The organism is Actinomadura chokoriensis, from assembly GCF_039529475.1.
In the GTDB taxonomy this organism is placed as follows: Bacteria; Actinomycetota; Actinomycetes; order Streptosporangiales; family Streptosporangiaceae; genus Spirillospora; species Spirillospora bangladeshensis.
Genome location: NZ_BAAAMW010000043.1, coordinates 17,842 through 33,409, shown reverse-complemented (window position 1 = coordinate 33,409; position 15,568 = coordinate 17,842). Strand labels below are relative to the sequence as shown.

General features: G+C 67.8%; 20 protein-coding genes. 11 read left to right on the top strand and 9 right to left on the bottom strand.

Annotated features, from left to right (window positions below; genetic code table 11):
• The 7 genes from ABFX46_RS41640 to ABFX46_RS41610 all read right to left on the bottom strand — a co-directional run.
• A partial coding sequence (locus tag ABFX46_RS41640) for a DUF742 domain-containing protein (RefSeq protein WP_346049883.1) occupies positions 1-183 on the bottom strand: 183 nt, incomplete at its 3' end.
• A gap of 2 nt (positions 184-185) precedes the next feature.
• Positions 186-620: a roadblock/LC7 domain-containing protein gene (locus ABFX46_RS41635; protein WP_346049881.1), complete on the bottom strand. Its 435-nt coding sequence runs from the start codon at positions 618-620 to the stop codon at positions 186-188.
• A gap of 105 nt (positions 621-725) precedes the next feature.
• The gene (locus ABFX46_RS41630; RefSeq protein WP_346049879.1) at positions 726-2,135 is read right to left on the bottom strand and encodes an ATP-binding protein; all 1,410 of its coding nucleotides are present in this window, start codon (positions 2,133-2,135) and stop codon (positions 726-728) included.
• Between the two features lie 68 nt (positions 2,136-2,203).
• Positions 2,204-3,016, bottom strand: coding sequence for an SAM-dependent methyltransferase (locus tag ABFX46_RS41625; protein WP_346049877.1), 813 nt, complete (start codon positions 3,014-3,016; stop codon positions 2,204-2,206).
• A 5-nt stretch (positions 3,017-3,021) separates the two neighbouring features.
• A complete protein-coding gene (locus ABFX46_RS41620; RefSeq protein ID WP_346049875.1) occupies positions 3,022-3,876 on the bottom strand; it encodes an SAM-dependent methyltransferase in 855 nt (284 codons plus the stop codon).
• The gene (locus ABFX46_RS41615) at positions 3,873-4,094 is read right to left on the bottom strand and encodes a hypothetical protein (RefSeq protein ID WP_346049873.1); all 222 of its coding nucleotides are present in this window, start codon (positions 4,092-4,094) and stop codon (positions 3,873-3,875) included. Before ABFX46_RS41615 ends, ABFX46_RS41620 begins: the two co-directional genes overlap by 4 nt.
• A 564-nt stretch (positions 4,095-4,658) precedes the next feature.
• The gene (locus ABFX46_RS41610) at positions 4,659-4,892 is read right to left on the bottom strand and encodes a hypothetical protein (RefSeq protein WP_346049871.1); all 234 of its coding nucleotides are present in this window, start codon (positions 4,890-4,892) and stop codon (positions 4,659-4,661) included.
• Between ABFX46_RS41610 and ABFX46_RS41605 the strand changes: the two genes are divergently transcribed.
• The 6 genes from ABFX46_RS41605 (at position 4,849) to ABFX46_RS41580 (ending at position 10,537) form a co-directional block, all read left to right on the top strand.
• On the top strand, positions 4,849-5,994 hold the full coding sequence (locus ABFX46_RS41605; protein ID WP_487046976.1) for an NsdA family TPR-like regulatory protein: 1,146 nt from the start codon (positions 4,849-4,851) through the stop codon (positions 5,992-5,994). The genes ABFX46_RS41610 and ABFX46_RS41605 overlap by 44 nt on opposite strands.
• Positions 5,995-6,004: 10 nt before the next feature.
• Positions 6,005-6,565, top strand: a complete 561-nt coding sequence (locus tag ABFX46_RS41600; protein ID WP_346049868.1) for a GNAT family N-acetyltransferase — start codon at positions 6,005-6,007, stop codon at positions 6,563-6,565.
• 120 nt (positions 6,566-6,685) lie between these two features.
• Complete coding sequence (locus tag ABFX46_RS41595) at positions 6,686-7,306, top strand: transposase family protein (RefSeq protein ID WP_346049866.1); 621 nt, start codon at positions 6,686-6,688, stop codon at positions 7,304-7,306.
• Between the two features lie 180 nt (positions 7,307-7,486).
• Entirely contained in the window at positions 7,487-9,094 is a 1,608-nt protein-coding gene (istA, locus tag ABFX46_RS41590; RefSeq protein ID WP_346049864.1) for an IS21 family transposase, read from the top strand.
• Positions 9,095-9,210: 116 nt separating this feature from the next.
• A complete protein-coding gene (istB, locus tag ABFX46_RS41585) occupies positions 9,211-10,005 on the top strand; it encodes an IS21-like element helper ATPase IstB (RefSeq protein WP_346049862.1) in 795 nt (264 codons plus the stop codon).
• Positions 10,006-10,177: 172 nt separating this feature from the next.
• Positions 10,178-10,537, top strand: coding sequence for a hypothetical protein (locus tag ABFX46_RS41580; RefSeq protein ID WP_346049860.1), 360 nt, complete (start codon positions 10,178-10,180; stop codon positions 10,535-10,537).
• Positions 10,538-10,846: 309 nt separating this feature from the next.
• Here the strand turns inward: ABFX46_RS41580 and ABFX46_RS41575 are convergent, their stop codons facing one another.
• Positions 10,847-11,248: a hypothetical protein gene (locus ABFX46_RS41575; protein ID WP_346049858.1), complete on the bottom strand. Its 402-nt coding sequence runs from the start codon at positions 11,246-11,248 to the stop codon at positions 10,847-10,849.
• Positions 11,249-11,532: 284 nt separating this feature from the next.
• Between ABFX46_RS41575 and ABFX46_RS41570 the strand changes: the two genes are divergently transcribed.
• The 3 genes from ABFX46_RS41570 to ABFX46_RS41560 all read left to right on the top strand — a co-directional run bounded on the left by ABFX46_RS41570 (position 11,533) and on the right by ABFX46_RS41560 (position 14,131).
• Positions 11,533-11,841, top strand: coding sequence for a hypothetical protein (locus ABFX46_RS41570; protein WP_346049856.1), 309 nt, complete (start codon positions 11,533-11,535; stop codon positions 11,839-11,841).
• A 142-nt stretch (positions 11,842-11,983) separates the two neighbouring features.
• Entirely contained in the window at positions 11,984-12,259 is a 276-nt protein-coding gene (locus ABFX46_RS41565) for a transposase family protein (RefSeq protein ID WP_346049854.1), read from the top strand.
• A gap of 609 nt (positions 12,260-12,868) precedes the next feature.
• Positions 12,869-14,131 (top strand): pentapeptide repeat-containing protein, encoded by a 1,263-nt coding sequence (locus tag ABFX46_RS41560; protein WP_346049852.1) that lies wholly within the window; start codon positions 12,869-12,871, stop codon positions 14,129-14,131.
• A 158-nt stretch (positions 14,132-14,289) separates the two neighbouring features.
• Here ABFX46_RS41560 and ABFX46_RS41555 read toward each other — a convergent pair whose 3' ends face one another.
• Entirely contained in the window at positions 14,290-14,565 is a 276-nt protein-coding gene (locus tag ABFX46_RS41555) for a hypothetical protein (RefSeq protein WP_346049850.1), read from the bottom strand.
• A gap of 181 nt (positions 14,566-14,746) precedes the next feature.
• Here ABFX46_RS41555 and ABFX46_RS41550 point away from each other — a divergent pair, with 181 nt between their 5' ends.
• Positions 14,747-14,977, top strand: a complete 231-nt coding sequence (locus ABFX46_RS41550) for a hypothetical protein (RefSeq protein ID WP_346049848.1) — start codon at positions 14,747-14,749, stop codon at positions 14,975-14,977.
• A 27-nt stretch (positions 14,978-15,004) separates the two neighbouring features.
• The gene (locus ABFX46_RS41545; protein WP_346049846.1) at positions 15,005-15,247 is read left to right on the top strand and encodes a hypothetical protein; all 243 of its coding nucleotides are present in this window, start codon (positions 15,005-15,007) and stop codon (positions 15,245-15,247) included.
• Positions 15,248-15,568 lie beyond the last annotated feature (321 nt).

Here is a 15,568-nt window from a genome sequence, read left to right as displayed (position 1 = left end):
TCGGGCCGATTCGGGACCGAGCCCGTGCACGGGTCCGGCGTCGGCGGCCTCCAGCAGGGTCACCAGCCGCATCGAGTGCTGCGGGCGGGTCCGGCCGCCGGTGATCGCGTAAGGGCGCACCTGTTCGGCCTCGCACATCTCCCACGGCTGATCCCACTCCGGCGCACCAGCCGGGCCGGGCATGGTCACCGGCTCCCGTCGGTGCGGCGGCCGCCACGGGTCGCAGTGGTCAGGTGCTCGGCCACGCTCTTGACCAGCAGGGCTATCTCGTAGCCGACGACACCGACGTCGGCGTCCGGCTCGGCAAAGATGCCGAGTACGCAGCCGACCAAGCCGGACTCGCCGCCCGGCCCGGTCACGGCGGCGAAATCGGCGCTCACGACGAACACCAGGAAACTGGTGTCCTCGATGACGACCTGCCGGAAGCCCCCGTCCGGGGCCCCGACGAGGGTGCCGGCGGACCGGGCCAGGGAGTGCAGACTGGACATCCATGCGGCGGCCCGGTCGGCCTCGGCGGTGGCCAAGCCCGACACCGCCATCTTCAGCCCGTCCCGCGATACCAGCACGGCGTGGGTCGCACCGGCGACCCGGCCGGTGAACTCCTGCAGAAGCCAGTCCAAACCGTCCGCCGTGAGCGGTGAGGCCGCGGTTACCGCAGGGGGTGTGGGAGTCGTCATCTGAAACCTCTTCATGGAGATGAAATGGACCGGGCCCAGGCGCGAGGGTCAGCCGGGCTCGGACTCGCCGGCGGGCTCGCTGGTGGGGTCGGGCCGCTGCTCGGCCTGGCCGCGCCGGAGACCGGTGGTGAAACGCGCCATCAGCTCAGGTGACGGCGGCCGCGCCGGCGACGGCTCCGGCACCGGGGCGGGCTCGGCGGAAGGCGGCGGCACGGCGCCCGCAGCAGTGCTCGCCTTGCGGCGTCGGGGAAGCGGGGGCCGGCCAGCCGGCAGCGCCGGTGAGGCGGGCGGCGTGGTGAACGGTTGCTCGTGCACCGGTGGCCCCTGCGCGGCGGCGGTCGGAACCGGGTCGGGCGGCGCCGGCGGGGATGCCGGGGAGCTGGGCAGGGCGGCGGCGCGGCGGACGGAGGGCTGCGGGAGCGCGGCAGCGGGAGTCGGGGAGTTCAGGAGGGTGTGGGGCAGGATCACCAGTGCGCGCATTCCGGGCGCTTTCGGGTGCAGCTCGATCCGGATGCCGTGCCGGACGGCCAGCCGGGCCGCGACCAGCAGACCGACCTGCCCCTGTCGGACCTGCTCGCGCAGGCTGACCTGGAACGGCGCGTCCAGGATCCCCTGTAGCCGGGCAAGTCGCTCGGCCGACAGTGCCAGCTCTCCCTCGTCGCGGACCTCCACCCCCAGGCTGCCCTCGGGTGTCTGGACCGTGACCATCCGCACCGTGCCGCCGGAGAACCGGGTGGCGTTCTCCACCAGCTCGGCCAGGATGTGGATCACGTCCGGGCCCGCATACCCCGGGATCTCCCTGTCGTCGTCGGGCAGTGTCAGCCGGACGCGCTGGTACGCCTCGACCTCGGCCATCGCCTGGCGCAGCACGGTCGAGAGCGGCATGGGCGCGGAGGCGCGCCGCGCGGTCCTGCCGCCCAGTACCGCCGACCGCGCGGCCGCGCGGCGCAGCTGGGTCGCCAGGTGGTCGATCCCGTACAGATCAGCGAGGAGATCGGGGTCCTCCTGATCGTTCTCGATGGCTTTGAGGCGCTCCAGCATCCGGCTCACCAGCGCGTGCACGCGGTGGCCGGTGTAGACCAGGACCTCGCCGTCGGGTTCTTCCGCCGCATCCGGCCGCGCGGCCGAGGCGTGCAGCAGACGGGCGCGGGCGCGCAGATCAGCCGCGATCACCGCGGCGATGGCGTCGGCGGCTTCGTCGTAGGCGTTCGCTGGCGCGAAGGGTTGGAACCAGCGGGCCCCGATCCACCGACTTCCCCGGAACGGCCGCTGCCAATGCCAGTACAACTCGCCGGAACCGGGGCACGGCAGCAGCGCCACCAGCCGCCCGACGTACGGGTAGATGTCCGTCCGCTGCGCGGTGACCGCCGGCGCGCCCTCCGGACTCCCCAGCGGCGCAGCCGACGCGCGCAGACCCCGGTCCGTGAGCCGGTTGACGAGTTCGCGCGCGTGGTCCATGGGTTCGAGCGCCTGCCGGCGGGGTTCATCGCCGGCGGGTCGAACCGCGGTCTGGGGAAGCCGGATACTCATGGCAGTACCCCGACCCCGCACCACAGGTCCACGTCGGCGGTGACCGGCCACGGGCCGGGATCAGGGCGCCACACCGGCGCCGACACCAAGCCCGGCCGGATCATCACCATCCCCGCGCAGAACGCGGCGAGGGCGTTCGGGGTGCGGACGCGCGGCGGACCGGGTCTAGCCTCGGCGCAGATGCTCCCGAGCGCGGTCAAGCCGCGGCCGTACTCAGCGGTCAGGTGGCAGAACGCGATGTAGCTGCCGGCTGCCAGGGTCGCCCGGAAGGTGGCCAGCGCCACGACCGCTTGCGGGTCGGTAAGGACGTCCAAACTGTTGATCAGCAGCACGGCCACCGGCCGGCGCAGGTCCAAGGTCGCGGCGGCGCCGTCCAGCACCGCGCGAGGGTCGTCCAGCCCCGCCCGCACGAACCCGCAGGTATTGAGACGGCCCTTGAACATGGCCTGGGCGTAAAGCATCACCAGTTCGTCGGCGTCGGCGTACACGACGCGGGCGTCCGGGTTGACCGCGTGGGCGACTTGGTGGACCTCGTCGTGCATCGGCATGTCGGTGCCGACGACCAGCAGTTGGTCGACGCCGCACTCGCCGACCAGGGCCCGCACCACCCGGCTGCGGTACGCCAGCCGATGCAGGGCCAACGTCTCGACCTGCGGAAAGCGCGCGGCAACTGTCTCGCCAAGGGCGCGATCGGCCGGGTTGAAATCCTTCCCGCCGCCCCAGAACGCCCACAGCCGCGGCATCGCAGCACGGTCGGGGTCGTATCCCTCGTTGAGGTCGTGTTCCGCCGCGAGCCAGTCGAAGGCCATGCCGCTCACCGGGCACCGCCTGGCGGCTGGTGCGGCCCCTGCTGGGCGTCGGGAAGGCGGGCGACCATGCCGACGACGCGGACCGTCTCGTACAGCTCGCCCTGATGGCTGCCGTCGGGGGACCAGAGCTGCACGTCGACTAGACCGGGCGGCAGGAGATCCCACCCGTCCGCGAGAGCGGCGATGTCGGCCTCCTCGCGGAAGATGATCGGGCTGCGGCCCTTCTCGTAGGCCTTGGTCATCCCGCCGACGAGGTCCTGGCTAGTGCCGGTCCTGGTCGCGTGGGACAGCACGACGACGCTGCCGGGCGCCAGGCGGTCCCGCAGACCGGCCATCACGGCGGCGGGGTCGGCCACGAAGTGAAGGACGGCGGCCAGGACGATGACCGCCGGCTTGGTCAGGTCTATGAGCCCGGCCAGGTCGGGATGGTCAAGGCCGGGGTTGTTGAAGATGCTGTCGAGGTCGGTGACGTCGCCGAGCAGCACACGGCCGTAGCCGGTGCGCAGCGCACGGGCACGTGCAAGCACGACCTCGTCGTTGTCGAAAGCGACCACGGCGGCGTCGGGGTTAACGTTGTGGACGCAGGTCTCCACCGAGTCCAGCGGCACGTCGTCAACGATGCCGACGCCGATGTCGAAGACCTGCCCGATGCCGTACTCGGCGACGGCCCACGAGGCGGCACGGCCCGCGAACAAGAAGTTCTCCCTCGCGACCGCCTGCGCGTCCGGGGAGGTCCGGATGACCGCGACCGCGGTCTCCCTGTCGCCGCGGGTCCAGCTCTTGCCACCCAAATAGAAGTTGTAGACGCCGGCTTCCGACGATTGTGTGAAGTCACGGGCAAGACCGGGCGGGATGATCATGACCCCACCGCCGCGAGCTTCTCGTAGAGCCCCTCGGACGTGTCGGCATCGAGGGCGGTGTCCTTGATGGGCGCCATGTCCTTCCGCCGTCGATTCGGGTCCAGAAACGCCCACCAGCGACCGGCGCTGGAGTGGACGATGTTCCAGCCGGGGAAGTCCCGCTCCAGCGGAGCCTTGGCCTGCGCGATGGCGTCCGAGACGCCCGTCGTTGTGATCATGCTGCTGATTCCCTGTGAGCGAATGCGCTGCGGGTGGGTGGGAACGGCGACGGGGATCCGGTGTGGGTTCGGTATCCCCGCCGCCGCAGTCTGGGGGCAGCCGGTCGTGTCGTCTCGCGCCACCTGTGGGCCGCGGCCATCACGGGTCTTCGACACCGACGGGGCTCTCATGGCGACCTTTCGATGACGGGATGCACTAACTGGCTGACGTGGAGTTAGTGAACGCGCTCCAACATCGACAGTCACTAGGGCTGGGGACATATTTCCTATGCACGGCGGCAACTCTCTGACCTGCGAGTATGCGGAGACGAGACGCGGTTCCATGTCACGCGGACAGCCGGTGCCCGAAATGCGCAGTTGCCGCGCCTGGCCGCGTCAGGCGACTCTGACGATGAGAGGCCACGTAAGGAGGCGCCTGATGGCTGCGTGGAGCAGACGCGACATTGGTCGGCTACGTGAGCAAATGGTCCGGCAGGGCCGCGACCGGAGTGAGATCGCATCCGAGATCCGGGTGCGTACGGGTGTTGCGATGCTGGCCGCGTATCGGATGGCTGCGGGGATGTCTCAGCCGGAATTGGTGGGTCGCTTCTGCGCGATATCGCCCAGTGCCTTCATGGACCAGCCGATGTTGTCGCGGTTGGAAGCCTTCCCTGGGCCTGGCGGTCGAGCACCGCTGGCCACACAGATCATCACCTTCGCCGCGATATTCGAGGTATCTCCGCTGCGGCTCTTAGCTCCGGACGCCTTGGACGAGATGGAGCAGCATGAACGGAACGTGCTGCTCAGATGCAGTGTCACATCCTCTCCTCAGACCTTCGCCGGCGCTGCTCACCCTGCGGCGCCGGTACCGCCTCGGGACTGGCCGCGGGCGGATCCCCGTATGGAAAGGCAGGTTCAGATGGCTGCACGTAGGGCCATGAGGTTCGGCACCGCCGCCGAAGGCAGCAACGTTGGGCAGGAGGGCATCGACCAGCTCCGGGACGACGTTGCGCGGCTGGCGAGCGCCTATCCGCAGCGGCCGTTGCCGGAACTGCTCGGCGAGCTCGCCGAGTTGCAAGACGTGACTCTCGGTCTGCTCGAGGGCCGCCAGCGCCCGCGCGAGACGGCGGAGTTGTATCTGCTCGCGGGTGTCCTGTCCGGAATGCTGGCCAAGGCCAGCCACGACCTGGGCGACCCGCGTTCAGCCATGACCCAGGCCCGGACCGCGTTCATCTGCGCCGACAACATCGACCACGATGGTCTGAAAGCGTGGACCTCGGGGCTGCGGTCGATGATCTCCTACTGGGCCGGCCGCCCCAATGACGCCGTCCGGTACGCCCAGCAGGGTGGCGACGCGGCGGCGGCCACCCACGGAACCGCCTCGGTATGGCTGCCCGCGCAGGAGGCGCGCGGGTGGGGGCTGTTGGGAGACGCCGACCGGTGCCGCGCCGCTATTCAGCGGGCACAGGAGGCACGCGAGCGCGTCGAACACGACGAGCTGGACGACCTCGGCGGCATCATGACTTTCCCTGTGCCTCGGCAGCTGTACTACGCCGCTGATGCGTCAATCTGGCTGCCGGGGGCGGAGGAGGAGACCGAGCAGCAGGCCGAAGCCGCCATCGACGCGTATCTGAGGGCAGAAGACCTCGACCGGTCATTCAGTGATGAGGCGGGGGCACGCGCCGATCTGGCGCTGGCGCGCGCTGTACAGAACGACGTGGAGGGGGCCGCGGAGGCGTTGTCGGACGTGCTCGATCTCCCCGTCACTCAGAGGATCGAGGGGATCGTCACCAGCGTGAAGCGGGTTCACCGTCTCCTGAGCGAGCCACGGCTGCAAGGGCCCGCAGCATCGAACCTTCAGCAGGAGATCGAGGCGTACGCGCGGACTCCCGCAGCTGCGGCGCTGCCACCTGGCCGCTAGCCTCATCGCCATGTATCCCATTTCGATCACCGGTGACGGCGTGGGCCTGCGGGAGTTCGCGGCCGATGACGTTGACGCGGTCTTGGCGGTGTACGGCGACCCGGTGGTCGTCGAGCATCTGTCGTTCGAGCCGCGCAACCGAGAGCAGGTGGCCGCGACCCTGGCCGGCGTGATCGAAGCGGCGAAGGAGGGGCTGCGGCGCGAGTACTCCCTCGCTGTTGTGGCCGCCGACGAGGTGATCGGGTTCGCCCGGCTGGCCGTCGACGCCCAGCACCCCGGGCAGTCCAGCGGCCAGATCGGATTCGCGTTGCGCGCCGATAGGTGGGGTCATGGCTTGGGTTCCGAGGCCGTCCGGCTCCTGCTCCGGCTCGGTTTCGAGGTGCTTGGCCTGCATCGGTTGTGGGGTGCGCGCAGTCCTGACAACGCGACCTCGGCACGGGTGATGAGCAAGCTCGGGATGGAGGAAGAAGGCCGGATCCGCGGCCACCTGAAGGTCCGCGGTTCCTGGCGTGACTCGGTGGTCCACTCCATCCTTGAAGATGACTGGCGCGCACTGAACGACATTCAGTGAGCTGATTCCATCTTGATCTCTGCTGGTCACAGGCTGATCGCGGGCCGCGCGGCGCGTCGGTAATCGAAAGAGCTCCTGGTAAGTCGAGGTTTGCGACCACCTTGACCACCAGGAGCTCCGATGCTGTTCTATCGTGCTGCGCTGGATCTGTCCCCCTCGGCCCGCGAGTTCGTGGCCGATCTGGTCCGCAGGCATCGAGCAGAGCTCGGGTCTCGGTGGCGGCGGTTGCCTCCTGGCCGTCAGGCGCTGCTGGTGCTGGTGTACCTGCGCCGCAACGAGACCTTCGCGCGCCTGGCGGCCGAGTTCGGTGTCGGCGCCGCGACCGCGCACCGCTACGTGTCCGAGGTGGTCGACCTGCTCGCCGAGCTGGCCCCGGACCTGCGGAAAGCGCTACGGATCGCACGGCGCAAGGCGTATGTCGTGCTGGACGGCACGCTCGCGCAGATCGACCGGCTGTCGGGCGCGGGCGACCGCCTGTACTACTCGGGCAAGCATCGCCGCCATGGCGTGAACGTGCAGTTCCTCACCGATCCGCATGGCGAGTTGATCTGGGCATCGCCGGCGCTGCCCGGCTCGGTGCACGACCTGGCAGCGGCCCGACAGCACGGCATCGTCGACGGCCTGACCTTCTGGGCGATCGCCGGCTACGCCGACGAGGGGTATCAGGGGGCCGGCGGCGCCATCGGCACACCGTACAAGCGGAATGTCGACGATCACGTTATTGAGCACGCGATCAGATAATTGAGCATGGTGGCGTGTGCCGCGGGTCAGGGTTTTGAGCATGGCGTGGGGGCCGCGATCACGTTATTGAGCATGCTCACGACGTGCGCGTGTCGGGTGGACCTGGTCATCGGTGACCCAAGATCCTCTGGGGGTCTTCCAGCGGGTGTCGGGGGAACCGTGGCGAGGAGAACTTTCGAGATGGTCGATATTGCGGAGATTTTGACGCACTGGTATGCGGACCGGTCGATCAAGGATATTTCGTCCAGTTTGGGTGTGGCGCGCAACACGATCAGCAAGTATGTGGCGCCGGCGGTGCGGGCGGGGCTGCGGCCGGGCGGGCCGCCGATCAGTGAGGACGAGTGGGCCGAGCGGATCCGGGAGTGGTTCCCGCAGTTGCGGGATACGCGGTTGCGGCAGGTGACCTGGTCGGCGATCGAGGTGCACCGTGATTACATCGCCGATCAGCTCCGGCGGAACGTGACGATGTCGACGATTCATCAGCGGCTGGTCGATGAGCAGGGGTTGGCGTGCTCGGTGGCGTCGTTGCGCCGGTGGGTGCGCGCCAATCTTCCCGAGGATCTGCGGCGGGAGCAAGTGAGGGTGCTGCGGCTGCGGCCGCCGGAGCCGGGTGAGGAGGCCCAGGTCGATTACGGCAAGCTGGGGCGGTGGGTCGACCCGGCGACCGGCAAGAAGCACACGGTGTGGGCGTTGGTGATCGTGTTGTGCGCGAGCCGGCACATGTTCGTGCGGCCGGTCATCACGATGGATCAGCAGGCCTGGACTGCCGCGCATGTGGAGGCGTTCGAATTCTTCGGCGGTGCGCCGCGGCGGATCGTGCCGGACAATCTCAAGACCGGGGTGGACAAGCCGGATCTGTATGACCCGAAGATCAACCGGTCCTATGCCGAGCTCGGCGTGCACTACGGGGTGCTGATCGATCCGGCCCGCGCCGGGAAGCCGAAGGACAAGCCGCAGGTGGAGCGGCCGATGCCGTATATCCGCGACTCGTTCTGGCGGGGCCGGGAGGAGACGTTCACCAGCCTGGCGCAAATGCGGGCCGAGGCGGTGCGCTGGTGTCTGCAGGTCGCCGGGCAGCGCCAATGCCGCCCGCTGGACGGTGCAGCGCCGTTGTCGGTGTTCCGCGGCGTTGAGCAGCCGGCACTCATGGGCCTGCCGGGGCAGCCGTTCGAGCTGGCGACCTGGTCGCGCGGCAAGGTCGGCCCGGACATCCACGTCAAGGTCGGTAAGACCCTGTACTCGGTGCCGTGGAAGTACATCGGCAAGACCGTCGACGCGCGCTCCACGCAGAATACGGTGCAGTTGTTCATCGAGGGTGAGCCGGTCAAGACCCACGTGCGCAAGCCGAAGGGCAAGCAGACCGATCTGAACGACTACCCGCCGGAGCGGATCGCCTTCTTCCAGCGCACCCCGGTGTGGTGCCGCAAACGCGCCGCCGAGATCGGCCCGGCCTGTGCCGCGGTGATCGAGGAACTGCTGGCCGGTAACGCGTTGCATCACCTGCGCAGCGCGCAGGGTGTCCTGAGTCTGGCCGACCGGCACGATGTCGGGCGGCTGGAGGCCGCCTGCGCCAGAGCGCTGGCCGCCGACGACCCGTCCTACCGGACGGTCAAAGGCATCCTGGCCGCAGCCCCCGAGCGAGCGACTCATGTCGGCGAGCAGGCCGGTGAATACGCCGACGAGTACGCCGGCGACGGTGGAGCAGCCGCGTTCCTGCGCGGCCCGCAAGGCCTGTTCGCCGACAACGTCGTCCCGCTGTCGGCGGCACGGTCAGCCGAAGCGTCCTGACCGCCCTGGGTGACTGCCCGGCGGGGCGCCTGGCCCGCAGCGCGAGAACACGGGTGCCCGGTATGCGGGCCGGGCACCCGAAACAGACATCAGACAACCGATAAGGATACAGACTCATGACCAGCCAGTTCGAGACCGGCGCGCTGGACAAAGCGCTGCGCAAGCTGAAGCTGTCGGGGATGCTGGAAACCCTGGACGCCCGCCTGAACCAAGCCCGCGCCGGGGACCTTGGGCACGTGGAGTTCCTCCTGGCGCTGTGTGAGGACGAGATCAGCCGCCGCGAGGCCACCGCCATGCTCCGGCGCCAGCGCCGCGCCAAGTTCGAAGAGCAGGTCACCCTGGAAGGGTTCGACTTCAAGGCCTCCACCAAGATCCCCGCCGCGGTGATCCGGGACCTGGCCACCTTGCACTGGCTGCACGAGGGCAGCTCGATCATCCTGTTCGGGCCCGTCGGGGTCGGCAAAACGCACGTCGCCCAGTCGCTGGGACAACTGGTCATCCGCGCCGGCCACGACGTCCGGTTCATCAAGGCCTCCCGCGCCCTGGCGCACCTGTCCGGCGGCCACGCCGACGGGTCCTGGCCCAGACGGCTGGCCGAACTCGCCCGCCCCGCCGTGCTCATCCTGGACGACTGGGCGATGCGCGAGCTCAAGGCCGCCCAGGCCGACGACTTGTATGAGCTGGTCAGCGAGCGCGCCGTCGCCCGCAAACCGCTGATTCTGACGTCCAACCGAGCCCCCAAGGACTGGTATCCACTGTTCCCGAACAAGGTCGTCGGCGAGTCCCTGCTGGACCGGCTGATCAACAACTCCTACCAAGTGCTCATGGACGGCCCCAGCTACCGGCCCAACAAACGCCCCGGCCGTCCGGCAGACGACATCGGCAAGACCACGGGACAGGACACCACCTGACCGAACCCGCGATCTATAACAAGCTCGGTGTGATGGATTGATTACCCTGGGTGTGATGCAGTGTCGTGGGAAGCGCCACGCGCAACACTCACACCTCGCGCGTGTCAGGCCCCGGCGAGCGACCGGCGGGCCGAGGTGAACAGGACCGCTGCAGGGGGGAAGGGAACGTCCGATGGCCGTGATGGAGCAACTCCTGCGGTTACTCCGCCTGACCGACCCTCCCCAGCCCGCCGGTGTTCTGATATCCGGCTGGCCGCCGGCCACCACGATGCCGCGCGAGCAGCAGCGCAAGCTGGCGGACACGATGCGGCGCCTGCCCGGCCGCTTCCAGGATCGGCTGCCCCCGGCGGCGCTGCACCGCATCACCGGCGCGGCCGCCGCCGGACAATGGGAGAAGGCGATCGATCAACTGGTCATGGCCCTGTACATGAGGCACGCACCGGTCACCCCGGCAGAACGCGCCGAACTGCGCGGTGCCCTGCGGGCGCTGGGCATCCCCACCCGCCGCGCCGACACGCTGCCGCCACGCTGAACCCGGCACCAAGGTCGATGGCCCGGCTGGATGGCCGAGCGGCCACCCAGCCGGGCCCTTGGACAAACTGCTATCCCCTGCCACGGGTATCGTGACCATTCGCTGTCATCGTCGACCTTCCCCGATCGATCGGGGAGGAGCCGCCGCAGCGCCAGCGAGACGGTCGCGCCAATGCCGCAGCGGCGCGACCGTCTCGCCCCCTCCTACTGCCCCGGGCCGGACCGGCGGTTGAGATTCACGGCCGCGCACCCCCGGCCGGGGGCCTATTCGTGTCCCTGCACCAGGCGCGTCGCGCCAGGGCTGCGCCAGCTAGCCCGGGGACACCGCCAACACGGCCGCGATGCGCTCCGCAGCCGTTTCGATCTCACCGGCGGGGCACAGCGGCTCCAGATCAGGGCCGGATCCTGCCGACCCGTCCCACCACACCCAGAACCACCACAGCGCGCCCCCCGGCCGCTCGGCGCACCGCACCTCCTGCCGCAGCCCGGGACCGAACACCTGACCGCCCCCGTCACCGGCACTTTCACCGGCACCGCCGGCGGCGCCCGGCTCGCCTGCCGGGTTGAACGCCCACACCACCCCATGCCGCCGCACCGCCGCAGCCAGGCCGCGCTCCTTCAGCGCGGCGGTCAGCGCGCGAGCCGCAGAGCCATGTGACCGCGTCTCAGTGGCTAAAGAGCTCCTCGCTGTCACACCGACACTCGCATCCATCCCTCATCTCCCTGTCTCCACCGCCCCCTTCGACTCACAGTACAGAGTCCATCACCGACCGTCTCGGGAATCTCAGAAAGCCAGACGAAACCGCCGTCCGCAGACGACCGGACGTGACCGCGGCCCCCATGTAACCGCTCCCGGCAGAACCTTCAGCGAGCCCGGATGCGAGGTCCGGTAGATCTTTCGCGGTGATCGATTGGCCTGGCCGATTCTGGCAATGAACGGGCTATAGCCGTCGCTGCAACGAGGCGGTGGAGGGATCGGTGATACGGACCCACACGATGCACCGGACCCGGGCACAAAAGGCCGGGCCTGAGGAATGGACGTGCCCTACCTGTGGCCGCCGGACGCTGCTGACCTGGCCGCCCCACTACGACAAGCAGATCATCGAACCCGGCGATGAAGAGGTCTCCCACGTCTGCGACACCGGCCCCCGTAGATCCCCGGCCACCCCAGGCGAGACACCACCCCCTGAAACCACCGAGACTGCGACCACCGTCATCGAGGACCGCCGGTGGCGGATGGTTGAAACCGGCCCGCACCACGTCGCCCCACCCGGCGCCACCCGGACCGACAACGACCGGTACTAGGAGCGGCGCAGGACGCAGGGAAGCCGCAATGTCCAGCACGAACCCAGACCACCCAAAGAACCTGCAACCCCCCAGTAAAGCCGACCCCACCCGGCCACAAACAAGAAGAACCGGGACAACCCCGCACACGCACGTCGCGAGCATGATCAAAACCGTGATCGCAACATCCAACGCCGCTGCTCAAATATCTGATCGGCAACCATGCTCAATTGACTGCTCGCCTACACGGAAGAAGGGACGCAAGCTGGGCAAGCGCAAGAAGCTGTTCAACCGGTACCACGCCAAGGCCCGCGCCGTCGGTGAACGCGGCGCCGCCACCCTCAAGCAATGGCACATCCTGCGCAAGGCACGCTACTCACCCGGCCGCATGACCGCTGTGGTCCAAGCGATCCTTACCCTCGAATACCAGGGCCGATGAGGATGGAATTACCTCAGTAGGCGGCGCCCCGTACAGATACTCTTCGCACACGGTCTCGTGCCTTCCCCGGTCGGCGGCAGCCGCTGGGAGGGGGCCGCGCCGAACTCCCGCGCCCCGCGGCCCCTGGTGTTCTGGTTCAGGGGCGGCGGGGCGTCGCGTTTACGGCAGGTGTCCTGTCTCAGTTGATCTGACACAGCTGTAGGCCCGCGACCTTGGGGGCGTCAGCTTGGGTGAGACCCGGACGGTGATCGCAGTCTCAGTATGGTGACGCATCTCGTCGAATTCGATGGTGTCGCTCAGCGGCTCTGGCGGAGTAAGCCGATGCTGGTCCTGCGCGCGGCGATCGAGCACGGCCTGAAGTAGGGGCACGCCAGCTCCACAAAGGTTCCTTGTCGACATATCGCGATAGCTCGGGGCAGAGGAGCCCGCCCCAGAATCCGTTCGCAAGCGCTGTGGAGCGGGGACGCGCGTCGCAGCGAGATCACCGCGCCCCTCCGAAGGATTATCCGGACTCTTCGGGCTGTCCCCAAATGCCGCTCGCGACACGCGCAAGTTTGCAAGACTCTAACGGCTGGGACGAAATGCGCGTTGTGTCGAAGGAGTGGGGTCATGCAACGACCGAAGATGTCTGAGGTGGTGGCAACGGTGCTGGCACTGGGCGTGCTGGGTGCTACGTGGTCGGCGGTGCAGTGGGCGCCAGCAGGCCCGATTCGCTGGTTGTCGGCCGGGTGCGCGGTTGTCGGCGCGGCAACGTTAATGCTGTGGGGCCTGCTGATACCGGGGGCTCGGCTGCTGGCCGGTGAACGCGCTGAGCTAACGAGCAGGGAACGCGCCCGACTGAAACCCGTCGAACGTGTTGAGGCAGTCAACAATGCCCGCCAGGCTCTGATGCAGTCGGTTACCGGGCTCGTGGTGATCGTAGGTGCGATATTCACCGCAGGCGGGTTGCTTTACACGGCTCGCACTTTGGACGTCACTCAGCAAGGCCAACTCACCGACCGTTACACTAGAGCCATTGAACAGCTCGGTTCCAGCAAACCCGAGGTACGGATGGGCGGCATCTACGCACTCGAGCGGATGATGAACGACTCAGATCGCTCTGAAGACACTCGCACAATCCTCGAAGTGCTAGCCGCATACGTTCGTAGCCATGCTCAAGATGCCGCTCCACCAGGAGTGGACAAAACCCGCCTAGCCGTAGACGTCCAATCTGCACTAACCGTTCTAGGGCGAGCCCGCCACCCTGTTATGCCCGATCTGCAAGGCGTAGACTTTCACCGCAAAAACTTGTCTTTCGTAAACCTGTCCGGCATATCCTTCTCAGATGCAGATCTGCGTTGGACGAAGATGGTTGGAGTAAATCTATCCAAAGCTCGCATGGTGCGAACACATCTGACCGGTGCGGACCTTGCGGGAGCCACTCTATCGGGTGCGTATTTGGCTAATACCACTCTGATCTATGCAGACCTGACAAGGGCAAATATGAGTGACGCAAACTTGTATGGCACGCAGCTGGTAGAGGCGGATATGCGTGGCGCAAACTTGGCGCGAGCAAACCTTTCTCACGCTTCCCTGTGTGGCGCGACGCTATCTTCCGCAAACTTGACTGATGCACTCTTAATTGAAGCGGACCTGGGCGTGGGGTTCGTGCGAGGAATAGAGCGGCTGAGCCGAAACGACAAAGTACCTCCTCTCCCCGCCTCCCCTTTGGAAATTCCAGACCACCCCATTGCAAAATGCTCCAGCGCATGGATGGATGATGCCATTTTGCGCGGCGCCGACCTATCGGGAGCAAATTTGCATGGAGTGCAAGGCCTGACAGAGGAGGCGGCGCGCAAGGTGGCTAGAGTAGACAAAGATACCCAATTTTGAGATTAGGTTTGGTTGCACTGATGCGCTCTGTCGTCCTGCGGCATCAGGGCCTCGGCTTCCGTCCAATGTATTGCTGCCCTGTCTCAGTTGCTGACACGACTGTGGCCTGCGCCTTTGGGTGCGTCGGCTTGGGTGAGACCCGGACGGTGATCGCAGTCTCAGTTATGGTGACGCATCTCGGTGAATTCGAGGGTGTCGCCTGGTGGCTCTGGCGGAGTGAACCGATGCCGGTCTGCGGCGTCTTGGCGTTCCTGATCGTTCAGCAAGAGTTTGACGAGCGGGTCGAGGTATCGGTGGTAGTAGCGGGGGTTCCAGACATATCCGGGAGCCACTGCGCGACGGACTTCGTTGACGAAGGTGCTGTTCTCGCTGCTGGTGCCGATGGTGAGTCCCCGCCAGTAGGACGAAGCCAAGAGTCGGGTGAGGGCGACCAACTGTGGGTATCGTGGCCGGGGAACCGGTCTCCGACGCGGCCGTCACGGGCCAAGGCGATCGGGCCTTCGTAGCCTCACGGTGGCACGATGGACAACATGAGCAACCCCCGCACCGTGTGGGCCTGCCGTTGTGGTCCGCCGATTGTGGGCGCGGATCCGGCCGACCTGAATGAGGAGACCCATGCCCCCCATCGACGACCGCGTCCCCGTCCGGGTCCTACTTACCTTCGGCGACCAAGCCGAACTGGTCACCCCTGACCACGACTACAACAACCCACTGCGGGTGCCCGCCTCTGACATCGCTCGTGACGCTGGCCTGCCCCTCAACGAGCTGCCTGGCCGAGAGTTCACCGCCGAGCGCACCGGCAGCGGGTTCCGCAGTTTCCGCCTGGTGGACGACCCGCGGCTCTAACCCCTAACGCCGCTGTCGGCGTTTAGGGTGGCCGCCGCCGACTCCATGCCCGAGCAGCTCGCTGACCGCCAGGAAGGCCCGCACCGGTACGCCTCCCCGACTACCGAGGACTACCTCGAAGGCTGGCGGTTGTGGCGCGCCTACCGCCGCGACGACCACCTCAACGCCGGTGAGCCCGCCGCCCGCTGGGGCGCGACCGAAGAACACATCCTCGCGGCCCTGCCGCTCATCGCCGCCGCACTGAAAGAGGATCTTCACCCGGAACGGTGACGCAATCCGCAGCCGCCGCCACGCCATGTCACCTACGGTGGGGGCAGATCCGAGCCTTGAGGACGTCGGGGCGGCGACGGCCGCGAGACGAGGCACCCGGCGAGACGACTGAAGCCAGCATCGGCCGAGTATCGTCCAGAACCGTCGGAAGACGGAACCGCTGGCGCTCGTTCCCACGGCGTCCTGAAGCTCGACCCGCTGCGCCGTGGGGCGGCTTGGAGGATCAGGTTTCGTCGCCCTGACAGTCGACAGGCCGACCCAGCACCGTCCGCTGCCGCCCGACCGACCCGACGACGAGCAGGCCGGCGCCGACCAGCGCCA